General features: G+C 73.6%; 20 protein-coding genes. 12 read left to right on the top strand and 8 right to left on the bottom strand.

Features of this window, described 5'->3' with window-relative positions:
- Positions 1–51: 51 nt before the first annotated feature.
- Positions 52–507, top strand: coding sequence for a GatB/YqeY domain-containing protein (locus RMN57_RS18770; RefSeq protein ID WP_313764508.1), 456 nt, complete (start codon positions 52–54; stop codon positions 505–507).
- A gap of 169 nt (positions 508–676) precedes the next feature.
- Here RMN57_RS18770 and RMN57_RS18765 read toward each other — a convergent pair whose 3' ends face one another.
- Positions 677–3,031 carry a transglycosylase domain-containing protein gene (locus tag RMN57_RS18765; RefSeq protein WP_313764507.1) on the bottom strand — a complete coding sequence of 785 codons (2,355 nt, stop codon included), beginning with the start codon at positions 3,029–3,031 and terminating at the stop codon, positions 677–679.
- Between the two features lie 423 nt (positions 3,032–3,454).
- On the opposite strand from RMN57_RS18765, the gene RMN57_RS18760 reads away from it, so the two are divergent.
- Entirely contained in the window at positions 3,455–3,778 is a 324-nt protein-coding gene (locus RMN57_RS18760) for a WhiB family transcriptional regulator (protein ID WP_030240986.1), read from the top strand.
- 134 nt (positions 3,779–3,912) lie between these two features.
- Here RMN57_RS18760 and RMN57_RS18755 read toward each other — a convergent pair whose 3' ends face one another.
- Together RMN57_RS18755 and RMN57_RS18750 are read right to left on the bottom strand one after the other, a co-directional pair.
- Positions 3,913–5,079 (bottom strand): ArsA family ATPase, encoded by a 1,167-nt coding sequence (locus RMN57_RS18755; protein WP_313767879.1) that lies wholly within the window; start codon positions 5,077–5,079, stop codon positions 3,913–3,915.
- Positions 5,080–5,180: 101 nt separating this feature from the next.
- Complete coding sequence (locus RMN57_RS18750) at positions 5,181–6,269, bottom strand: ArsA-related P-loop ATPase (protein WP_313764506.1); 1,089 nt, start codon at positions 6,267–6,269, stop codon at positions 5,181–5,183.
- Positions 6,270–6,458: 189 nt separating this feature from the next.
- On the opposite strand from RMN57_RS18750, the gene RMN57_RS18745 reads away from it, so the two are divergent.
- The 5 genes from RMN57_RS18745 (at position 6,459) to RMN57_RS18725 (ending at position 9,290) form a co-directional block, all read left to right on the top strand.
- Complete coding sequence (locus RMN57_RS18745) at positions 6,459–6,617, top strand: DUF4177 domain-containing protein (protein WP_094743074.1); 159 nt, start codon at positions 6,459–6,461, stop codon at positions 6,615–6,617.
- On the top strand, positions 6,614–7,084 hold the full coding sequence (locus RMN57_RS18740) for a RidA family protein (protein ID WP_313764505.1): 471 nt from the start codon (positions 6,614–6,616) through the stop codon (positions 7,082–7,084). Before RMN57_RS18745 ends, RMN57_RS18740 begins: the two co-directional genes overlap by 4 nt.
- Positions 7,085–7,250: 166 nt before the next feature.
- Positions 7,251–8,117 carry an NUDIX hydrolase gene (locus RMN57_RS18735; RefSeq protein WP_313764504.1) on the top strand — a complete coding sequence of 289 codons (867 nt, stop codon included), beginning with the start codon at positions 7,251–7,253 and terminating at the stop codon, positions 8,115–8,117.
- Between the two features lie 178 nt (positions 8,118–8,295).
- Entirely contained in the window at positions 8,296–8,472 is a 177-nt protein-coding gene (locus RMN57_RS18730; protein WP_313764503.1) for a hypothetical protein, read from the top strand.
- Positions 8,469–9,290 (top strand): MBL fold metallo-hydrolase, encoded by an 822-nt coding sequence (locus RMN57_RS18725; RefSeq protein WP_313764502.1) that lies wholly within the window; start codon positions 8,469–8,471, stop codon positions 9,288–9,290. Before RMN57_RS18730 ends, RMN57_RS18725 begins: the two co-directional genes overlap by 4 nt.
- 245 nt (positions 9,291–9,535) lie before the next feature.
- Here the strand turns inward: RMN57_RS18725 and RMN57_RS18720 are convergent, their stop codons facing one another.
- The gene (locus tag RMN57_RS18720; protein ID WP_030240972.1) at positions 9,536–10,210 is read right to left on the bottom strand and encodes a Crp/Fnr family transcriptional regulator; all 675 of its coding nucleotides are present in this window, start codon (positions 10,208–10,210) and stop codon (positions 9,536–9,538) included.
- Between the two features lie 205 nt (positions 10,211–10,415).
- The gene (locus RMN57_RS18715) at positions 10,416–11,426 is read right to left on the bottom strand and encodes a DUF5937 family protein (RefSeq protein WP_313764501.1); all 1,011 of its coding nucleotides are present in this window, start codon (positions 11,424–11,426) and stop codon (positions 10,416–10,418) included.
- A gap of 302 nt (positions 11,427–11,728) precedes the next feature.
- On the opposite strand from RMN57_RS18715, the gene RMN57_RS18710 reads away from it, so the two are divergent.
- Positions 11,729–12,568, top strand: a complete 840-nt coding sequence (locus tag RMN57_RS18710) for an isocitrate lyase/phosphoenolpyruvate mutase family protein (RefSeq protein WP_313764500.1) — start codon at positions 11,729–11,731, stop codon at positions 12,566–12,568.
- 74 nt (positions 12,569–12,642) lie between these two features.
- Here the strand turns inward: RMN57_RS18710 and RMN57_RS18705 are convergent, their stop codons facing one another.
- The gene (locus tag RMN57_RS18705) at positions 12,643–13,596 is read right to left on the bottom strand and encodes an IS481 family transposase (protein ID WP_313761509.1); all 954 of its coding nucleotides are present in this window, start codon (positions 13,594–13,596) and stop codon (positions 12,643–12,645) included.
- Between the two features lie 116 nt (positions 13,597–13,712).
- Positions 13,713–14,405, bottom strand: a complete 693-nt coding sequence (locus RMN57_RS18700; protein ID WP_313764499.1) for a TetR/AcrR family transcriptional regulator — start codon at positions 14,403–14,405, stop codon at positions 13,713–13,715.
- Positions 14,406–14,512: 107 nt separating this feature from the next.
- Between RMN57_RS18700 and RMN57_RS18695 the strand changes: the two genes are divergently transcribed.
- The 4 genes from RMN57_RS18695 to RMN57_RS18680 all read left to right on the top strand — a co-directional run bounded on the left by RMN57_RS18695 (position 14,513) and on the right by RMN57_RS18680 (position 18,610).
- A complete protein-coding gene (locus tag RMN57_RS18695) occupies positions 14,513–15,454 on the top strand; it encodes a beta-ketoacyl-ACP synthase 3 (protein WP_313764498.1) in 942 nt (313 codons plus the stop codon).
- A gap of 99 nt (positions 15,455–15,553) precedes the next feature.
- A complete protein-coding gene (gene nth, locus RMN57_RS18690; protein ID WP_313764497.1) occupies positions 15,554–16,522 on the top strand; it encodes an endonuclease III in 969 nt (322 codons plus the stop codon).
- Positions 16,519–17,289 (top strand): CoA pyrophosphatase, encoded by a 771-nt coding sequence (locus RMN57_RS18685; protein WP_313764496.1) that lies wholly within the window; start codon positions 16,519–16,521, stop codon positions 17,287–17,289. The genes nth and RMN57_RS18685 overlap by 4 nt, the downstream gene beginning before the upstream one ends.
- A 136-nt stretch (positions 17,290–17,425) precedes the next feature.
- The gene (locus RMN57_RS18680) at positions 17,426–18,610 is read left to right on the top strand and encodes a MarP family serine protease (protein WP_313764495.1); all 1,185 of its coding nucleotides are present in this window, start codon (positions 17,426–17,428) and stop codon (positions 18,608–18,610) included.
- Between the two features lie 226 nt (positions 18,611–18,836).
- Here the strand turns inward: RMN57_RS18680 and RMN57_RS18675 are convergent, their stop codons facing one another.
- Positions 18,837–19,046, bottom strand: coding sequence for a hypothetical protein (locus RMN57_RS18675; RefSeq protein ID WP_313764494.1), 210 nt, complete (start codon positions 19,044–19,046; stop codon positions 18,837–18,839).
- Positions 19,047–19,285 lie beyond the last annotated feature (239 nt).

Raw genomic sequence — 19,285 nt, 5'->3', positions numbered from 1 at the left:
CCCGGCGTTAATGGTGGGCGGCCGAACGCCGCAGGTGGGAGACTCGGGGCCATGACGACGCTCAAGGAGCAGCTGCAGGAGGACCTCACGGCTGCCATCAGGAACCGGGACGAGCTGCGCTCGTCCACCATCCGGCTCACGCTCGCCGCCGTCACCAGCGAGGAGGTGGCGGGTACGGAGAAGCGGGAGCTGTCGGACGACGAGGTCCTGAAGGTGCTCGCCCGCGAGGCGAAGAAGCGCCGGGAGGCCGCCGCCGCGTTCGACAACGCCGGCCGTACCGACCAGGCGGCCCGTGAGCGGGCCGAGGGCGAGGTGCTGGCGGAGTACCTGCCCAAGCAGCTCTCCGACGAGGAGCTGGCGGCCATCGTGGCCGCCGCCGTCGCCGCGAGCGGCGCGACCGGCCCGCAGGCCATGGGCGCCGTGATGAAGCTGGTGAAGCCGAAGGTGGACGGGCTGGCCGAGGGCGGCCGGGTCGCCGCCGCCGTGAAGGCCGCGCTCTCCGGCTGACGCCGTCCTGCCGACACCCACGCCGACGCCCACGCTGACGCCGCCCGGCAGGCCCGCCGACCGGCCGCCGGCAGCGGTGAAGGACCACGACAGAGGGGCGCCCCCCGAGCCGATCGCTCGGAGGGCGCCCCTCTCGCGTGCCGTCAGCCGGCCGAGGCCGTCGGCCGGGTCAGTGCCGGCCGCCGTTGCCGTTCCCGTTGCCGCCCCCGCCGCCGATGACCCCCGGCGGGAGGGTGAACCCGCCGCCGATCATGCCGCCGGGGTTCCCGCCCCCGCCCGGGTTGCCGCCCGGGTTGCCGCCGGGGTTCCCACCCGGGTTGCCACCCGCCGCGTCGCCGTTCGGCGGCGGCGTGGCCGCGCCCGACGGCGTCGCGTTCGGGTCCACCTTGGGGGCCGGGTCCGGGATGCTGATCGTCGGCAGCGTCTGCATCGGGGCGCCGCGCAGGGCCTGGTTCATCGCCATCTGCCAGATCGGGCCCGGGCCGGTGGCGCCGAAGACGCCGTCGCTGCCGTAGAAGGTGTCGCCGATCTTGATGTTCTTCATCTTCACGCCGCCGGCCGGACCGCCGAGCCAGACCGAGGTGGCCAGCTGCGGGGTGTAGCCGCTGAACCAGGCGGCCTTCTTCTCGTCGGTGGTACCGGTCTTGCCGGCGATCTGGCGGCCGCCCTCCAGTCCGAGGGAGGCACCGGTGCCCTTCTCGGTCACGTTGAGCAGGACGGCGTTGAGCGCGTCGGCGGTGCTCTCGGAGTAGGCCTGGCTGCAGGCGGACTGCGGGACCTTGACGTCCTTGCCGTCCACCGTGCTGATCTTGTTGATGGCGATCGGGGTGCAGTACTTGCCCCGGGCGGCGAAGGTCGCGTAGACGTTCGCCATGGTCAGCGGGGAGAGCTCCAGGGTGCCGAGGACCATCGACGGGACCTCGACGAAGGGGTCGCCCTTGGCGGTCTGGTTGATGCCGAGCTTGTTGGCCATCTGCTTCATCGCGCAGAGGCCGACCTGCTGTTCCATCTGCACGAAGTAGGTGTTGACCGACAGGGCCATGGCCTGCTTCAGCTCGTACGGGCCGACCTCGCTGCTCGACTCGTTGCCGACGCTGCGGTCCTTGCCCTTGGCGGTGTTCTTCCAGGTGCCCGAGCAGGTGGACATCGTGGGGTAGTCGATCCGGTTCTCGGACGGGAACGCCTGGGTCGGGGACATCCCCGACTCCAGCGCGGCCGCGGCCAGGACCGGCTTGAACGTCGAACCGGTCTGGAAGCCGTTGCCGCCGCCCATCGCCGCGTCGACGCTGAGGTTGACGACGGTCTGGTTCTTGTTCGGGTCCAGGCCGTACGGGCGGGTCTGGGCCATCGCCAGGATCTTGCCGCTGCCGGGCTCCATCATGGTCGCGGCGGCCGAGACCGGGTCGGTGACCTTCACCTTGCTGGTCACCGCGTTCTGCGCGGCGGCCTGCTTGTCCGGGTCCAGGGTGGTGTAGATGTTCAGGCCGCCCTGGTCCCAGAACTTCTTCCGCTCGGCGGCGGTCTTGCCGAAGATCGGGTCCTGCTTGACCACGTGGCGCACGTAGTCGCAGAAGAAGCCCATGCCGGCGTTGGCGGTGATGCAGCCGTTCTGCGGGTCCTTGTACTTCAGGCCCAGCGGGGCGGCCTTCGCCGCGTTCGCCTCCTCCACGGTGATGTGCTTGTTCTCGAGCATCTTGTCGAGCACCACGTTGCGGCGCTTGACCGTGTTCTCCGGGTAGCGCACCGGGTCGTACTGGGAGGGGTTCTGCACCAGGCCGGCGAGGGTGGCGGCCTCGGCGATGGTGAGGTCCTTGTTGGACTTGCTGAAGTAGCGCTGGGACGCGGACTCGACCCCGTAGGCCTGGTGGCCGTAGAAGGTGATGTTCAGGTAGTTGGTGAGGATCTGGTCCTTGGTCAGATCCTCCTCCAGCTTGATCGCGACCTTCAGCTCCTGGATCTTGCGGCCCAGGGTCTTGCGCTGGGCCTCCAGGACGGCCGCCTGGTCGTCGCCGGCCTTCTCGACGTTGACGTTCTTCACGTACTGCTGGGTCAGCGTCGAGGCACCCTGCGAGGCGGTGCCGCTCTCGGCGTTCTTGCCGATCGCGCGGAGCACGCCCTTGAGGTCGACGGCGCCGTGCTCGTAGAAGCGGGCGTCCTCGATGTCCACCTGCGCCTTGCGCATGTAGGGCGACATCTGGTCGGCCGCGAGGACGGTGCGGTCGCGCTCGTAGACCTTGGCGATCAGCTGGTTCTTGCTGTCGAAGATCTGGGTGGCCTGGGTGAGCGGCGGGGTCTTGAAGTCGTCGGAGATGCTGTCGAAGCTCTCCGCGGTGTTCTTGGCGGTCAGGCCGAGCGCGCCGACCGCGGGCAGGGCCATGCCGGCCAGCAGGACTCCGGAGAGCACGCTGACGCCCAGGAACTTCACTCCGTGACCCGCCAAGTCCAGCGGTGACTCGCGGCGCCGGCCGCGCGGAGCTCCGGTGTTGCCTGGGGGCTGGGGTGCCTGGGGGCGCTTCGGTGCCATGGGGAGAACCCTACGTTGCCGAATCCCCTCCGGCGGAGCAGGTGTTCGCCTAGGCTTGTCACAAGCTTGCGACAGCTTCGGTACGTCAGCATCGCTCACTCTTGTGAGTGATGAGCTTTGCCCGAATTGTCCCTTTCTGAAGCGCTTTTGAGGCGTCTGGCACCCGTGGTGCGGCCGGTTTTGGTGGCGCTCCGTGACGGCGCGCGTGACGAGAGTGTCCTCGGCATTCTTGGCAAGGCTTGCGACCTGCGATCACTCCAACGAGTGAGCTGACCGATACCCATAGTCCAATCGGACCATTCGAGATTGAGCCCGAAGGGGCTGTTGCAAGCTGTCGTTCTTCCGTAACGTCCTCAACTGGCAACGGTGAATATGCCGTTGCCGCCGTGGGGGAGCCTCGATTCGGGAGAGGACGGCGCCGGCATGGGCTGGGTTGACGACTGGAGTGCGCAGGCCGCCTGCCGCACTAGTGATCCGGACGAACTTTTCGTCCAGGGGGCGGCGCAGAACCGCGCCAAGGCGGTGTGCAGCGGGTGCCCCGTCCGTACGGAGTGCCTGGCGGATGCGCTGGACAACCGGGTGGAGTTCGGGGTCTGGGGCGGGATGACGGAGCGCGAGCGCCGGGCGCTGCTGCGCCGCCGGCCGACGGTGATCTCGTGGCGGCGGCTCCTGGAGACGGCCCGCACCGAGTACGAGGAGTCCCTCGCGACCGGCGTGATACTGACGGACTACGCCCAGGCCGGCTGAGCCGCCACGGGCCACTACGGGCCGCCACGGGCCGGACCGCTACGGCTGCGCGACGCCCGACAGGGCGTCACGATGCGGCGCCACCGCTACGAAGCGCCACCGCTGCGAAGCGCCACCGCTGCGAAGCACCGCCGCTACGAAGCGCCGCCGCTGAGCCGCTCGCCGATGGCCCGCAGCCCGTCCAGGTCGTGGACGTCCCCGGGCAGTGCGGCGACCTCGACGATCGGCACGTCCGGGTAGACGGAGACGAAGCGGTCACGGGTACGGCGCTCCCGCGCCATGATCTGCATCCGCTCAGCGTGCAGCCGCAACAGCCCGGCGGCGAGCAGCTCGGCCTCGGGGGAGGAGTTCTCCGAGCCGTTCTCCTCCAGGGCCTCGGCCGCCGCCAGCGCGCGCTCCGCGGTGAGCTGGGGGGCGCCCGTCCCGTGCACCCGGTTGAGCACCAGCCCGGCCAGCGGCATGCGGTCGGCCGCCAGCCGGTCGACGAAGTACGCCGCCTCGCGCAGCGCGTCCCGCTCGGGCGCGGCCACCACCAGGAACGCCGTGCCCGGCGCCTTCAACAGCTGGTACGTCCGGTCGGCGCGCTCGCGGAAGCCGCCGAACATCGAGTCCATCGCGCTGACGAAGGTCTGCACGTCGGTCAGCAGCTGGGCGCCGAAGATCTTGCCCAGGGTGCCGGTGAACAGGCCCATCCCGACGTTGAGGAACTTCATCGCGCTGCGCCCGCCGACCTTGGCCGGAGCGGTCAGGATCCGGATCACCTTGCCGTCCAGGAAGGACCCGAGCCGGTTGGGCGCGTCCAGGAAGTCCAGCGCGGAGCGCGACGGCGGGGTGTCGACGATGATGAGGTCCCACTCCTCGGCCGCACGGAGCTGGCCGAGCTTCTCCATCGCCATGTACTCCTGGGTGCCCGCGAAACCGGCCGACAGCGACTGGTAGAACGGGTTCTCCATGATCGCCCGGGCCCGCTCGGGCTCGGCGTGGGCCAGCACGACCTCGTCGAAGGTCCGCTTCATGTCGAGCATCATGGCCTGGAGCTCGCCCTCGCCGGTCACGCCCTTGACCACCCGCGGGGTGTTGTCCAGCTCGGACAGCCCCATCGACTGCGCCAGCCGGCGGGCCGGGTCGATGGTCAGCACGACGACCTTGCGGCCGCGCTCGGCGGCGCGCAGCCCGAGAGCCGCGGCGGTGGTGGTCTTGCCGACGCCTCCCGAACCGCAGCAGACGATGATCCTGGTCTTCGGGTCGTCGATCAGCTCGTCCACCGCGAGCCGGCTCCCCGTGCTCCGCACGCCGTTCACCCGGCCACTGCTCCCCTGACCGCCGTTCTCCCGGCCACCGCTCCCGTGGCCACTGCTCTTCCGGCTGCCGGCCGCCCGGCCGCCGCTCTCCCCGTGGTCGCTCACGCCGCCCCCTGACGCTTCAGCTCGCCCGCCAGCCGGTACAGCCCGCCGAGGTCCACGCCCTCACCCAGCAGCGGAAGTTCGTACGTGGGGAGCTTCAGCTGCTGCAGGTCGGTCCGCTGCTCGCGCTCCAGCTCCACCCGCTCCGCGTGCTCCCGGGCCTGGTCCAGCAGCGGGTCGATCAGCGGGTCCACCGCCGCCCGGACGGTCTCCGCCTTGCGCGAGCGCCCGCCCAGGCCCGCCTCGCCGAGGGCCAGCGCGACCTGCTCGCGGTGGTCGCCGTCGACCGCCGCCACCGCCGCCGCGTCCAGGACCGGGGGCCGGACCATGTTCACCATGACCCCGCCCACCGGGAGCGCGGCCTCGCGCAGCTCGGCGAAGCCGTCGACGGTCTCCTGCACCGGCATCTCCTCCAGCAGGGTGACCAGGTGCACCGCGGTCTCCGGAGACTTCAGCACCCGCATCACGGCCTGCGCCTGCGTATGTATCGGGCCGATCCGGGCGAGCCCGGCCACCTCGGAGTTCACGTTCAGGAAGCGGGTGAGCCGACCGGTCGGCGGCGCGTCCATCACGACGGCGTCGTACGCCCGCCGCCCGTCAGGGCCCTTGCGCCGGGCGGCCTCGCAGGCCTTGCCGGTGAGCAGGACGTCCCGGACGCCGGGTGCGATGGTGGTGGCGAAGTCGACGAAACCGACCTTCTGCAGCGCCTTGCCGGCCCGGCCGAGCTTGTAGAACATCTCCAGGTACTCGAGCAGCGCCTGCTCGGTGTCGATGGCCAGCGCGAACACCTCGCCGCCGGCGGCCTCGCTCCCGGAGGCGGCGCCGGGCAGCCCCAGCTGGGCGCGCGAGACCGAGGCGATCCTGCGCTCCTCGTACGGCAGTGCGGAGATCCCGAACAGCTCGGCGATGCCCTGGCGGCCCTCCACCTCGATCAACAGGGTCCGCCGGCCCTCGGCGGCCAGCGCCAGTGCCAGTGCCGCGGCCAGGGTGGTCTTCCCGGTGCCGCCCTTGCCGCTGACCACGTGCAGCCGTACGCCCTCCCAGTCGGGGTCGCGCCGGGCCGCCTCCTGGCCGGGGGTGCGTGCCACGCTCCGTCTCCGTCCGTCTCCGAGGGCCGGCACCGCTCAGGTGCCCTCCCGCGAGGGTAACCAGGGACCGCGCCGGATGCCGGGAGCATCGGGGGGACCAGGGCTGAATCATGCCCGGTTTGTGGGCCACCTCACACGCCGGGCCGCGGGCCGCACCGCTCGCGGGGGCCGCTCGTCTAGAGTCTGGCCATGACCAAGTGGGAATACATGACGGCGCCCCTGCTCGTGCACGCGACGAAGCAGATCCTGGACAACTTCGGCGAGGACGGCTGGGAGCTCGTCCAGGTCGTGCCGGGCCCGAACCCGGAGCAGCTGGTGGCCTACTTCAAGCGGGAGAAGAACGCATGAGCAAGGTCGAGGAGAAGCTCGCCGAGCTGGGCCTGACGCTGCCGCCGGTGGCCGCTCCGGTCGCCGCCTACGTCCCGGCCCTGCGAACGGGTGAGTTCGTCTTCACCTCCGGCCAGCTGCCGATGGTGGGCGGCAAGCTGCCGAGCACCGGCAAGGTCGGCGCCGAGGTCACCCCGGAGGAGGCCAAGCAGCTCGCGCAGACCTGCGCGCTCAACGCGCTGGCCGCCGTGAAGTCGGTGATCGGCGACCTGGACCTGATCGAGCGCGTCGTGAAGGTGGTCGGCTTCGTCGCCTCCGCCCCGGACTTCACCGGCCAGCCCGCCGTGATCAACGGCGCCAGCGAGCTGCTCGGCCAGGTGCTGGGCGAGGCCGGTGTGCACGCCCGCAGCGCGGTCGGCGTCACCGTGCTGCCGCTGGACGCCCCGGTCGAGGTCGAGCTGCAGGTCCGGATCAAGACCGACGCCTGAGCGCCGACGTCTGAGCGCCGGTACCTGAGCGCCAGTACCTGAGCACCGTCTGAGCGGCGGTTCCCGAGCGCCGGCCCGTGACCGCGGGCCGGCGGCAAGGGGGCCGCCGATCACGAGGCGGGGTTGGCCCTTCCAACCCCGCCTCCGTGCGCTTAGCATCCGGGGCATGGACCATCGAGCCACGACGCTCCCGATGCCGCCCGGCTGGCCTGCCCGGATCCGGGCGGTCGAGTCCGGCGAGCTGACCCCGCCGGTGCCCAAGCCCGCCGCCACCGTGGTGCTGCTGCGGGACGCGGCGGACGGGCCCGAGGCCTACCTGCTGCGCCGGCGCACCTCGATGGCCTTCGCCGCCGGCATGTACGCGTACCCGGGCGGCGGGGTGGACCCGCGTGACGCCGAGGCCGAACTCGGCTGGGTCGGCCCCGGCCCGCAGGAGTGGGCCGAGCGGCTCGGGGTGGACGCCGCGACCGCGCAGGCCGTGGTCTGCGCCGCCGTTCGCGAGACCTTCGAGGAGGCCGGCGTCCTGCTGGCCGGACCCGATGCGGAGAGCACCGCCGAACCGCGGGACTGGAGCGCCGAGCGCGCCGCCCTGGAGGCCCACGAACTCTCCTTCGCCGACTTCCTGCGCAAGCACGGCCTGCTGCTCCGCAGCGACCTGCTGGCCGGCTGGGCCCGCTGGGTCACCCCGGAGTTCGAGGAGCGCCGGTACGACACCTGGTTCTTCGTCGCCGCCCTGCCGCCGGGCCAGCGGGCCGCGCTGGAGGTCGGCGAGGCCGACCGGGTCGCCTGGCTCACCCCGGCCGAGGCGGTCCGGGGCCGGGAGGAGGGCCGGTTCGGCATGCTGCCGCCCACCGTCACGGTGCTGCGCGAGCTGCTGCCGGTACGCAGCGCCGCCGAGGCGCTGCGGGCGGCCGAGGGCCGTTCGCTCGCCCCGATCCTCGGCCGGGCCGAGGTCCGCGGGGACCGCATGACGGTGCGCTGGGCCGGGTACGACGAGCTGACCATCGACGGACACTTCCCCGCGGAGCACTGAGCTCCCCGCCCGGACGCGGTGAGGAGACCGGGGCCGAAGGATCACCCCGGCGCCGGGGACCACTCGCACCGGGGACCACTCGCACCGAAGACCACCGACAACGCCGACACCACCGACAGCACCGACAGCACCGACAACGCCGACACCAGTGACCGACCCGAGGAAGGACCGACGCCCGATGACCCACAACGACGTGGCTCGCCGGACGGCGCGCCAGATGCCCGCCCGCAGCCTGTACCCGCACGTCCCCGCCTGCGAAGCCGCACCCGTCCCCTTCACCGAGGTGGCACAGCGCGCGATCGCCCGGGCCCTCCCACTGCGCAAGTTGCACCGCTCCAGCGAGGGCGGCCGGTGAGCGGTCTCCTGCCGGGTGACCCCGCCGCCGGCATCGGCGGCGAGGCCACCCCTCGAGCGGTCTGCGTCCTGGCGCCGAACCCGTCTCCGATGACGCTGGACGGCACCAACACCTGGCTGCTCTCCGAGCCCGGCTCGGACCTCGCGGTGGTGATCGACCCGGGTCCGCTGCACGAGGGCCACCTGCGCCGGGTGATCGAGACCGCCGAGCAGCAGGGCAAGCGCATCGCGCTCACGCTGCTCACGCACGGCCACGCCGACCACTCCGAGGGCGCCGCCCGGTTCGCCGAGCTCACCCGGACCGAGGTCCGCGCCCTGGACCCGGCGCACCGGCTCGGCTCCGAGGGCCTGACCGACGGCCAGCGGCTGGACGTCGGCGGCCTGGACCTGCGGGTGGTCGCGACGCCGGGCCACACCTCCGACTCGCTGACCTTCCACCTGCCGGCGGACGGCGCGATCCTCACCGGGGACACCGTCCTCGGGCGCGGCACCACGATGGTCGCCCACCCGGACGGCCGGCTCGGCGACTACCTGGACTCGCTGCGCCACCTGCACACCATGGCCGCCGAGCACGGCGTCCGGACCGTGCTGCCCGGCCACGGGCCGGTGCTCGCGGACGCGCTGGGCGCCGTCGACTTCTACCTCGCGCACCGGGCGGGCCGGCTGGCCCAGGTCGAGACGGCCGTCGAGGCGGGCTGCCGGACGGCGCACGAGGTGGTGGCCCGGGTCTACGCGGACGTGGACCGCGCGCTCTGGCCGGCGGCCGAGCTGTCGGTCCTGGCCCAGCTCCAGTACCTGGAGGAGCACGGGCTGATCTGACCGGCCCGGGCCGCAGGGCTCAGACCCGGGCTCCAGGCCCCGGCCCCGACCCCGGCCCAGGCCCCGGCCCAGGCCCCGGCCCAGGCCCGCCCGGTGCGGCGGCCGCCTGCGCGGGGCCGGCGCCGTGCGGGGTCCGGCGTCCGGACATGCGCGAGGGCCCGCACACCGGGTGGTGTGCGGGCCCTCGCGGTGGACCGGGTCGGCCGGTGGCAGTGGGCCGGTGGCCGGATGCGGACGGGGCGCGGTCAGCGCGAACGGCGGGAGAGCCGCTCGACGTCCATCAGGACCACCGCGCGCGCCTCCAGCTTCAGCCAGCCGCGGCCGGCGAAGTCGGCGAGCGCCTTGTTGACCGTCTCGCGGGAGGCGCCGACCAGCTGGGCCAGCTCCTCCTGGGTGAGGTCGTGGGCGACGTGGATGCCCTCCTCGGACTGCACGCCGAAGCGGCGGGAGAGGTCCAGCAGGGCCTTGGCGACGCGCCCGGGCACGTCGGAGAAGACCAGGTCGGACATCACGTCGTTGGTCCGGCGGAGGCGGCGGGCGATGGCCCGCAGCAGCGCGATCGACACCTCGGGCCGGGCGTGCAGCCAGGGCTGGAGGTCACCGTGGCCGAGGCCCAGCAGCTTGACCTCGGTCAGCGCGCTGGCGGTGGCGGTGCGCGGGCCCGGGTCGAACAGCGACAGCTCGCCGATCATCTCGCTGGGGCCCAGGACGGCGAGCATGTTCTCGCGGCCGTCCGGCGAGGCGCGGTGCAGCTTGACCTTGCCCTCGGCGACGACGTAGAGCCGGTCGCCGGGGTCGCCCTCGTGGAACAGCGACTCACCGCGGGCGAGGGTGACCTCGGTCATGGAAGCGCGCAGCTCGCCGGCCTGTTCGTCGTCGAGTGCCGCGAAGAGTGCGGCGCGCCGCAGAACGTCGTCCACGTGCTTCCTCCTTCTCGGCCGCCCGGCGATCAAGCCGGCCGGCGCAAGTTCCGTACAGTGCTCTGCATCACCAAGCATGGCGCATGTCGCTCCGATCATATGAGGAGGGGGTGCGCCGAGGTGTGCTGCGCGGGGCCATTCGTACCGCCGGCCCGGCCGGCGCGGAGGGCCGACAGACGCCGGATTCAGCCGGTTCCGTCCGGATTCAGGTGGCGGGGCGCGCCGGGTCGAGCAGCGCGTCGGCGACGGCGGTCCGGGCGTAGAGGACGGCGTGGCCGGCCCGGTGGGCGCTGGTCAGTCCGGCCGCGCGCAGGGCGGTGAGGTGCTGGGAGACCCCGGCGGCGGAGAGCCCGGTCCGGCGGGCCAGCTCGGTGGTGGAGGCCGGCGAGTCCAGTTCGGCGAGCAGCCGGGCCCGGGACCGGCCGAGTACGGCGGCGAGCGCATCGGCGTGCTCGTCGGAGCCGGGACCAGAGCGGCGTTCCCACAGTGCGGCGGTCCCGCGGGCCGGGTAGGCGAGCTGCGGCGGGTCCGGCGGCAGCGAGCGGGTCAGGACGCGCGGCCAGGCGAAGGCGGACGGCACCAGCAGCAGCCCCTCCGCGGCGTCGATCCGCTCGACCGCACAGTGCCGCTGCTCCAGCCGCAGCGCGCCGCCGTCCCAGCGGACCGTCTCGTGCAGGTCGTCGAGGACCCGTGCGGTGCCGTGCTCGACGGCCTGCCGGGCCCGGTGGAAGACGTCCGCCTCCAGTACCGCGCGGATCCGGGCCCAGTACGGCGCCAGCGCCAGCTCCCAGTACGCCTGGATCTCGGTGACCACCCGGGGCAGCTGGCCCGCCGGATCCCGGTACAGCGGGCCGAGCCGGGCCGGCAGCCGTCCGCCGTGCTCCGCCGCGACGTGGTCGAGGTCGGTCCGGACCTGTTCGGCGTCGGTGGCGCCGATCGCGGCCAGCTCGTCGGCGAGCGCGGGGGAGGGGCCCGCCGGCGTCGGGTTCAGGAAGTCGGGCAGATGGCCGGTGGCGGGGACCATCGCGGCGAGCCGACCGCAGTCCAGCCCGGCGGAGGCCAGCCGGGGCCGGACCTGCTCGGCCCAGCGGCGGTGCAGGGCGGGCGCGGGCGCGTGGGCCAGGGCCCGGAGGCTGGTCACCACCTCCCACATGGGGGAGACGGCGAACCGGGTCTGGGCCAGGTCGTTCGCCGAGAACGCCAGCTCGGTCCGCATCGACGCGCTCCTCCTCCGTCCCCTGCTCCCCGGTTCGGGTTCCCGGGCTTCGGATCACCGGGCTTCGGATCACCGGCCGCCGGCCTGTGATTCGGCCTCAGCTTAATCAATGGAGCGCTGGGCGTGCCGGGCGCAGGATTCCGACCAGGCCGGTACGGCGGCCCGCACCGCCCGAGAGCGAAGCGCCGACAGGCCGCAGCTTCCGCAGCGCGCTCGACCCGCAGACCCGCAGACCCGCAGACCCCCAGACCCGCAGACCCCCAGACCCGCAGACCCGCAGACCCGAAAGACGGTGACCCCGCATGTCCACTGACGCCACCCGCCCCACCACCGAGCTCCGCGAGCACGCCCTGCGGCTGCGGGAGCTGGTGGCCGACGCCGTGCTCGTCCTGCCGAACGCCTGGGACGCCGGCAGCGCCGCCGTGATCGCCTCGGCCGGCGCGGCCGCCGTCGCCACCACCAGCGGCGGCGTCTCCTGGTCGCTCGGCCGCGGCGACGGCCAGCAGCTCGGCCGGGAGGACATGGCGGCGGCGGCCCGCCGGATCACCGCGGCCGTCGACCTGCCGGTCACCGTCGACGCCGAGGGCGGCTACGGCCCGAAGCCGGCCGACGTCGCCGACACCGTCCGGGCGCTCATCGCGGCGGGTGCGGCCGGCGTCAACCTGGAGGACTCGGCGGCCCCTGGCGGACCGCTCTTCCCGGTGGCCGAGCAGGCCGCACGGCTGCGTGCGGCCCGGGAGGCGGCCGCCGGCGCGGGCCTGCCGGAGCTGGTGGTCAACGCCCGGACGGACGTCTTCCTCTTCGGGCTGGGCGGTCTGGACGACGTGCTGGTCCGTGCGGAGGCGTACGCGGAGGCCGGTGCGGACGGCCTCTTCGTTCCCGGCCTGCTGGATCTCGACGTGCTGGCCCGGCTGACCGCCGCCACCCCGCTGCCGGTGAACGCGATGGCGGTGGCGGGCGGTCCGGGCGTCGCCGAACTCGCCGCCGCCGGGGTGAAGCGGATCAGCGTCGGCACCGGGCTGGCGCAGGTCGCGTACACCGCCGCCCGGCGGGCCGCCGCCGAGCTGCTGGGCACGGGCACGCTCGCGGAGCTGGACGGTTCGCTCGGCTTCGGCGAGCTGGACGCGCTCTACCGCCACTGACGGTCGCCCGCGGACCCGGCGGTCGCCTCCGGGTTCCCGGCCGGCGGCCACGAGGCCGGTCTGCCCGCGTAGGCCTAGGTGTTCTGACTCGTGAGGTTGGGGACGCGGCTGGCGGGTGGCTTGCCTGCGAGTGCTGTGTGTCCGCGGTGGTGATTGTAGGTGTGGAGCCAGGCGGGGTAGGCGTCGCGGCGTTCCTGTTCGGTGCGGTAGGGCCTGGCGTAGGCCCATTCGTCGAGCAGGGTGCGGTTGAAGCGTTCGACCTTGCCGTTGGTCTGGGGCCGGTAGGGCCGGGTTCGCTTGTGCGTGATGCCTTCGGCCGCGAGGGCATCGCGCCAGGTCCGGGAGCGATAGCAGGAGCCGTTGTCGGTCAGCACGCGCTGGACGGCGATCCCGGCCCGGGCGAAGAACTCGCTTGCCCGGGCCCAGAAGGCGGTGGCGGTCTCCTTGCGCTCGTCGGGCAGGATCTCGCTGTAGGCCAGGCGGGAGTGGTCGTCCACGGCGTTGTGGAGGTAGCTGTAGCCCGCGCCGGAACGGGTCTTGCGGCCGGCCTCACGGCCCAGGATCTTGTGGCCGCCGCCGTCGGGGATGTTGCCGAGCTTCTTGATGTCGACGTGGACCAACTCGCCCGGTGCGGCGCGTTCGTAGCGCCGCACCGGGCGAGCGGTCGCGCGGTCCAGGTGGGCCAGGCGGGCGAGCCGGTAGCGGGTCAGCACGCGGTGCACGGTCGCTGGGTTGAGCCGCAGCAGGTAGGCGATGCGGGCCGGGCCCCAGCGGCGCAGGACGCGGACCTTGATGATCCGCCGCTCGGTGCGCGACGGGGTCCGCCGGGGGCTGCGGTGCGGGCGGCTGGAGAGGTCGCTCATACCGGCCTCGCCCAGCGCCCGGTAGCGGTCCGCCCAGCGCTTGGCCGTGGTGGGCGAGACCTGGAAGCGCTCGGCGGCCCGCCGCAACGGCCAGCCGTCGTCGACCACGCAGCGGGCCAGGCGCAGGCGTCCGGTCTCGGTCAGCGGTGCGTTACGGTGTGGCATGAGGGCCTTTCTGGCTGAGGTGCAGATGTCGCAATCCACACCGAGCCAGAAGGCCCTCACTCATTTCAAGATCACCACGCCGTGAGCCCTGTCACCAACCTCCGTGGTCAGTACACCTAGGTCGCCGGGTGCCCGGCCGGCGCGTCCGCGTCCGCATCCGGTGCCGGATCGGGCAGCTCGGCGAGCGGCCCCACCCCTGCCGGCAGCCCGAGGACGCGCCGCATCGCCCGCCGGGCGCGCCCGGCCGCGGCACCGTCCCGGTACAGCCGCCGGGCGTGGTTGAGCGCGAGCACCTGCCCGGTCAGCTCGAACACCAGCTGCTCGGCGTCCGGCTCGCCGGGCAGCTGCCCGGCGGCGATCGCCAGCCCGGCCTGCCGTCGCAGCTCGCGCTGCCAGACGGCGTTCTTCGCGGCGACGGCGGAGCGGACCGGGCCGCTCTCCCGGTCGTCGAACTCGGCGGTGACGGTGGTGAAGAAGCAGCCGCCCGGCAGCAGGTCGCGCTCCAGGTAGGAGACCCAGGCCTCGCACTGGACGAGCAGCCGGGGCAGCCCGGGAGCCGCGCCGGCCGCGTCCGCCCGGCGCACCACCTCGCGGACGAAGAGCGCCACCGCCTCGTCGACGACGGCGAGCTGCAGGCTCTCCTTGGTGCCGAAGTGGCCGAGCACGCCGGACTTGCTCATCGCCAGGTCCCCGGCGAGCCGCCCGATGGTCAGGCCCTCCAGCCCCTCGACCGAGGCGAGGTCCAGGCCCCGGCGCAGGATCGCGGTTCGGGTCCGGCGGGTGTCGGCGACGGATCTTCTGGGGCTCACCGCGCCAGTGTATCCAGCGCCGACCATTTAGCGTCCGACCGTTCGGACGCTATAGTCGCCGACGTGACACCCCGTCATGCGTGACGCCACCCCGCGAAGGAGCAGGCATGCCCGGTTCCCGTATCACCGCCCTGGGCCACCACCAGCCCGGGAAGGTCCTCACCAACGACGACCTCGCCGGGTTGGTCGACACCAGCGACGAGTGGATCCGGCAGCGGACGGGCATCGTCACCCGGCGGATCGCCGAGACCGAGTCCGTCACGGACCTGGCGGCGGCCGCGGCGGGCAAGGCGCTCGCCTCGTCCGGCCTGGCCCCCGACGAGATCGACATGGTGGTGGTCGCCACCTGCTCGGCGATGGACCGTTGCCCGAGCATCGCCACCCAGGTCGCCGGCCGGCTGGGCGTCCCCTCGGCCGTCGGCTTCGACGTCAACAACGGCTGCGCGGGCTTCTGCACCGCGCTGGCCACCGCCGACCACGCACTCCGGGCCGGCGCCGCCCGGCACGCCCTGGTGATCGGCGCGGAGAAGATGAGCGACGTCACCGACTGGACCGACCGCTCCACCTGCGTCCTGCTCGGCGACGGAGCGGGTGCGGCGGTCCTCAGCCACGATCCGACCGGCGGGGGTGTCGGTCCGGTGGTCTGGGGCTCCGACCCGACCCGGGGCCACGCCGTCCGGCTGGACGACGGCTGGCAGCCCCGGTTCCGCCAGGAGGGGCAGACCGTGTTCCGCTGGGCCACCACGGCCCTCGTCCCGATCGCCGAGGAGGCCTGCCGCCGGGCCGGCATCACCCCGGCCGAGCTCGGCGCCGTGGTCACCCACCAGGCCAACCTGCGGATCGTCGAGGCCATCACCCGGCGGCTCGGCGCCGACCGGGCCGTCGTCGCCCGCGACGTCGTCGACTCCGGCAACACCTCCGCCGCCTCCGTCCCGCTCGCCCTCGCCAAGCTGGTCGAGCGTGGCGAGGCTCCCAGCGGTGCCCCCGCCCTCCTCCTCGGCTTCGGCGGCGGCCTCTCCTGGGCCGGCCAGGTCGTCACCTGCCCCTGAACGGCCGCCTTTCGCACACCCGGCGCCCCTGCACAAGGGGATCTTGTGAACGGTCATGAAGTGCTCCCGACCGCCGAGCGGGCGGCGTAGCCTTCGGGCATGGCAGAGAGCAAGGTCCGGAAGGCCGCGGAGCCGACGCCGGTCGCGAAGAAGCCGGTCGGGAGGAAGGCGGTCGTGAAGAACGTGGCCGTGAAGAGCGCGGCCGCGGGCAAGCCGGCCGCGGGCAGTCCGGCCGCGGGCAGGGCGACGGTGAAGCCGAGGAAGCCCGAGACGCACCTGGGCATGGTGCGCCGGGCACGGAGGATCAACCGGGAGCTCGCGGAGCTGTATCCGTACGCGCACCCGGAGCTGGACTTCGACAACCCGTTCGAGCTGCTGGTGGCGACGGTGCTGTCGGCCCAGACCACCGACCTCCGGGTGAACCGGACGACGCCGGCGCTGTTCGCCGAGTACCCGACGCCGGAGGACATGGCGGCGGCGGTGCCGGAGGAGCTGGAGGAGGTCATCCGGCCGACCGGCTTCTTCCGGGCCAAGGCGAAGTCGCTGATCGGGCTGTCGATCGCGCTGCGGGACGACTTCGACGGGGAGGTGCCCGGCCGGCTGGAGGACCTGGTCACGCTGCCCGGCGTCGGGCGCAAGACCGCCAACGTGGTGCTGGGCAACGCCTTCGGCGTGCCCGGGATCACCGTGGACACCCACTTCGGGCGGCTGGCGCGGCGGTTCGGCTGGACGGCCGAGGAGGACCCGGAGAAGGTCGAGGCGGCCGTCGCCGAGATCTTCCCGAAGTCCGAGTGGACGATGCTCTCCCACCGCGTGGTCTTCCACGGCCGACGGATCTGCCACTCCCGCAAGCCGGCCTGCGGGGCCTGCCCGATCGCGCCGCTCTGCCCGGCCTACGGGGAGGGCGAGATCGATCCGGAGAAGGCGAAGAAGCTCCTCAAGTACGAGATGGGCGGGCAGCCCGGCCAGCGGCTGCGGCCGCCGGCCGACTTCCCGGGCGAGGCGGCGGCGCGGGCCGATGCCGCCGCGCACCACGGCGAGGTCGCGGACATGGCGGTGGCCGAATGACGGCGCGGGGCAACGGGGGGCAGCCGGAGGCGCCGGCCCGTCAGGTGGAGCGGGACGGCCTGCCGACCTGGCTGGAGCCCGTCCGGGACGCCGCCGAGCGCGTCCTCCCCGAACAGCTGAGCCGCTTCCTCCCGCCCGCGGAGGGCGGCCGGGCCGCCGCCGTCCTGATGCTCTTCGGCGAGGGCGCCGCCGGACCGGACCTGCTGCTGATCGAGCGGGCCCGGTCGCTGCGCTCGCACGCCGGCCAGCCGTCCTTCCCCGGCGGCGCGCTGGACCCGGAGGACGGCGACCCCGGTGGGCCCGGCCCGGTCGCGGCGGCGCTGCGCGAGGCCTGGGAGGAGACCGGCCTGGACCCGGCCGGGGTGCAGGTCTTCGCCACGCTGCCCGCCCTCTACATCCCGGTCAGCCGCTTCGTGGTGACCCCGGTGCTCGGCTGGTGGCGCGACGAGTCGCCGGTCCGGCCGGTGGACGCGGGCGAGACCGGCGCGGTGTTCCGGGTGCCGATCGCCGAGCTCACCGACCCGGCCAACCGGGCCCGGCTGCGCCACCCCTCCGGCCACCTCGGCCCCGCCTTCGAGGTCGGCGGGCGGCTGGTCTGGGGCTTCACCGCCGGGGTGATCGACCGGGTGCTGCACCACAGCGGTCTGGAGCTCCCCTGGGACGCCTCCCGGACGCTCGACCTCTCCGAGGAGGCGATCGAACTGGCACAGGGCGGCGACCGCGACCGCGCCGGCTCGCTGCCGGGCGGCGACGCCGGGTCGCCGTGACCGCGGGTCAGGCTGCTCCGGCGGCCGTGGCCGCCCGTCGGGAAGGCCGCGGCTCACGGGCCGTGCGCCTTCGTGGCCGGGGATGCGGGACCGCCCGTCGGCGCGGGCGTCCCGCCGGGCGTGGGAGGGTGTTCGGGTGAACGTCCTGGATCTGCTGCTGATCGCCGCCGCCGTGGGATTCGCCGTGTCCGGCTACCGGCAGGGCTTCGTGGTCGGCGTGATGTCGGTCCTCGGCTTCCTCGGGGGCGGCCTGCTCGCCGTCCAACTGCTGCCGCTGCTGCTCGACCACCTCAGCCCGGGCACCACCGCGTCGGTGATCGCCGTAGTGGTGGTGATCGTGCTGGCGGCGATCGGCCAGGCGGTCACCACCCACTTCGGCTGGAAACTGCGCGGGCACATCGACCGCCGCCCGGCCAAGGCCCTGGACGCGGCGGGCGGGGCCGTGGTCAACGTGATCTCGATGCTGCTGGTCGCCTGGCTGATCGGATCGGCGCTCGCCGGAACGTCCCTGCCGACCGTCTCCAAGCAGGTCCGCAGCTCGGCGGTGCTCGGCGGCGTCCAGGACGCGCTGCCCTCCGACGCGCCCAACTGGTTCTCCGACTTCTCCAAGGTGCTCGCCCGCAACGGCTTCCCGCAGGTCTTCAACCCCTTCGAGCACGAGCCGATCACCCAGGTGGACAACCCGGACCCGGCGCTGGCCGCCAGCCCGGCGGTGGCCAGGGCGAAGCAGAGCCTGGTCAAGGTGGTCGGCACCGCCACGGCCTGCGGCAAGACGCTGGAGGGCAGCGGCTTCGTCTACGCCCCGCACCGGGTGATGACCAATGCCCACGTGGTCGGCGGCGTCGACGAGCCCACCGTGCAGATCGGCGGCGTCGGCCAGCTCTACGACGCGACCGTGGTCCGCTACGACTGGCAGCGCGACATCGCGATCCTGGACGTGCCCAAGCTGAACGCGCCGCCGCTCGCCTTCGCCGGCGAGGCCAAGACCAACGACAGCGCGATCGTGGCGGGCTTCCCCGAGAACGGCGCCTTCAACGTCCAGCCCGCCCGCATCCGCGGCCGGATCCAGGCCAACGGGCCGGACATCTACCGCCGCGGCCAGGTGGTCCGGGACGTCTACTCGGTGCGTTCACTGGTCCGCCAGGGCAACAGCGGCGGCCCGCTGCTCACCCCGGAGGGCCAGGTGTACGGCGTCGTGTTCGCCAAGTCGCTGGACAGCGCGGACACCGGGTACGTGCTGACCGCCGCCGAGGTCCGTGACGACGCCGTCCAGGGCAGCGCGGCGAGCGTTCGGGTGGACACCCAGGGCTGCGCGCTCTGACGCCCGCCGGTCCGGGGCGGGGGTGACACCTGCCGTCCGGAGCGGGGCGACGCCTGCCGTCCGGGGCGGGGCGACGCCTGCCGTCCGGGGCGGGGCCGGCCTGGCCGGGGCCGGTACCGGTGCAGGGGTCGTCCGGTGGTCTGAGGCCGGGGGTGGGGCCGGCCTGGCCGGGGCCGTTACCGGTACCGCTGCAGGGGGCGTCCGGTGGTCGGCTGCGGCGCGAGCCTCAGGTGTCGCGCCGCAGGCGTGCGCCCACCCAGCGGGCGCGCCGGCCCAGGATGCGCGGGATGCCGAGCTGCCGCTGCCCCGAGCGCTGACGGCGGTCCAGGCCGTCGTATCCGAGGTCGTCCGCCCAGTCGGGACGGTGTCCGGACCTCTGCGAGCTGTTGTGGCGTCGGCCGCGCGGAGCGCCGCCGCGATCGGGCATCCAGGTCATACCGCAATGGATGCCCCTGGGCCGGTCGGGGTAATCGCTCGTGGCGCTGCCAACTTGGCCTATGCGTTTGTCATATGAACGCAAGATCAAGGGAGTTGGGGACTTTCGACCCTTGGGTGGACGTACCCGCGACGCCCCCTTCGTGCGCCGTCCGGGTGCCTCGGTCGTCCTGGCGGCGGTCCCGGACCGGCCGCCCGGGGCCGCCGCCCGGGCGGGCTTCCGGGTGGGCGGCCGCGGTG

Origin of the sequence: Kitasatospora sp. CM 4170 (assembly GCF_032110285.1) — a bacterium.
Classification (GTDB): domain Bacteria; phylum Actinomycetota; class Actinomycetes; order Streptomycetales; family Streptomycetaceae; genus Kitasatospora; species Kitasatospora aburaviensis.
Note: the sequence above shows the minus strand (reverse complement) of the source record. Positions and strands in the feature narration are given on the sequence as shown.

Excerpts from the sequence above, each read along its gene's own strand:
- RMN57_RS18770 (WP_313764508.1), top strand. The coding sequence starts at position 52 with ATGACGACGCTCAAGGAGCAGCTGCAGGAGGACCTCACGGCTGCCATC.
- RMN57_RS18765 (WP_313764507.1), bottom strand. The coding sequence starts at position 3,031 with ATGGCACCGAAGCGCCCCCAGGCACCCCAGCCCCCAGGCAACACCGGA.
- RMN57_RS18760 (WP_030240986.1), top strand. The coding sequence starts at position 3,455 with ATGGGCTGGGTTGACGACTGGAGTGCGCAGGCCGCCTGCCGCACTAGT.
- RMN57_RS18745 (WP_094743074.1), top strand. The coding sequence starts at position 6,459 with ATGACCAAGTGGGAATACATGACGGCGCCCCTGCTCGTGCACGCGACG.
- RMN57_RS18740 (WP_313764505.1), top strand. The coding sequence starts at position 6,614 with ATGAGCAAGGTCGAGGAGAAGCTCGCCGAGCTGGGCCTGACGCTGCCG.
- RMN57_RS18735 (WP_313764504.1), top strand. The coding sequence starts at position 7,251 with ATGGACCATCGAGCCACGACGCTCCCGATGCCGCCCGGCTGGCCTGCC.
- RMN57_RS18730 (WP_313764503.1), top strand. The coding sequence starts at position 8,296 with ATGACCCACAACGACGTGGCTCGCCGGACGGCGCGCCAGATGCCCGCC.
- RMN57_RS18715 (WP_313764501.1), bottom strand. The coding sequence starts at position 11,426 with ATGCGGACCGAGCTGGCGTTCTCGGCGAACGACCTGGCCCAGACCCGG.
- RMN57_RS18710 (WP_313764500.1), top strand. The coding sequence starts at position 11,729 with ATGTCCACTGACGCCACCCGCCCCACCACCGAGCTCCGCGAGCACGCC.
- RMN57_RS18705 (WP_313761509.1), bottom strand. The coding sequence starts at position 13,596 with ATGCCACACCGTAACGCACCGCTGACCGAGACCGGACGCCTGCGCCTG.
- RMN57_RS18695 (WP_313764498.1), top strand. The coding sequence starts at position 14,513 with ATGCCCGGTTCCCGTATCACCGCCCTGGGCCACCACCAGCCCGGGAAG.
- nth (WP_313764497.1), top strand. The coding sequence starts at position 15,554 with ATGGCAGAGAGCAAGGTCCGGAAGGCCGCGGAGCCGACGCCGGTCGCG.
- RMN57_RS18685 (WP_313764496.1), top strand. The coding sequence starts at position 16,519 with ATGACGGCGCGGGGCAACGGGGGGCAGCCGGAGGCGCCGGCCCGTCAG.
- RMN57_RS18675 (WP_313764494.1), bottom strand. The coding sequence starts at position 19,046 with ATGACCTGGATGCCCGATCGCGGCGGCGCTCCGCGCGGCCGACGCCAC.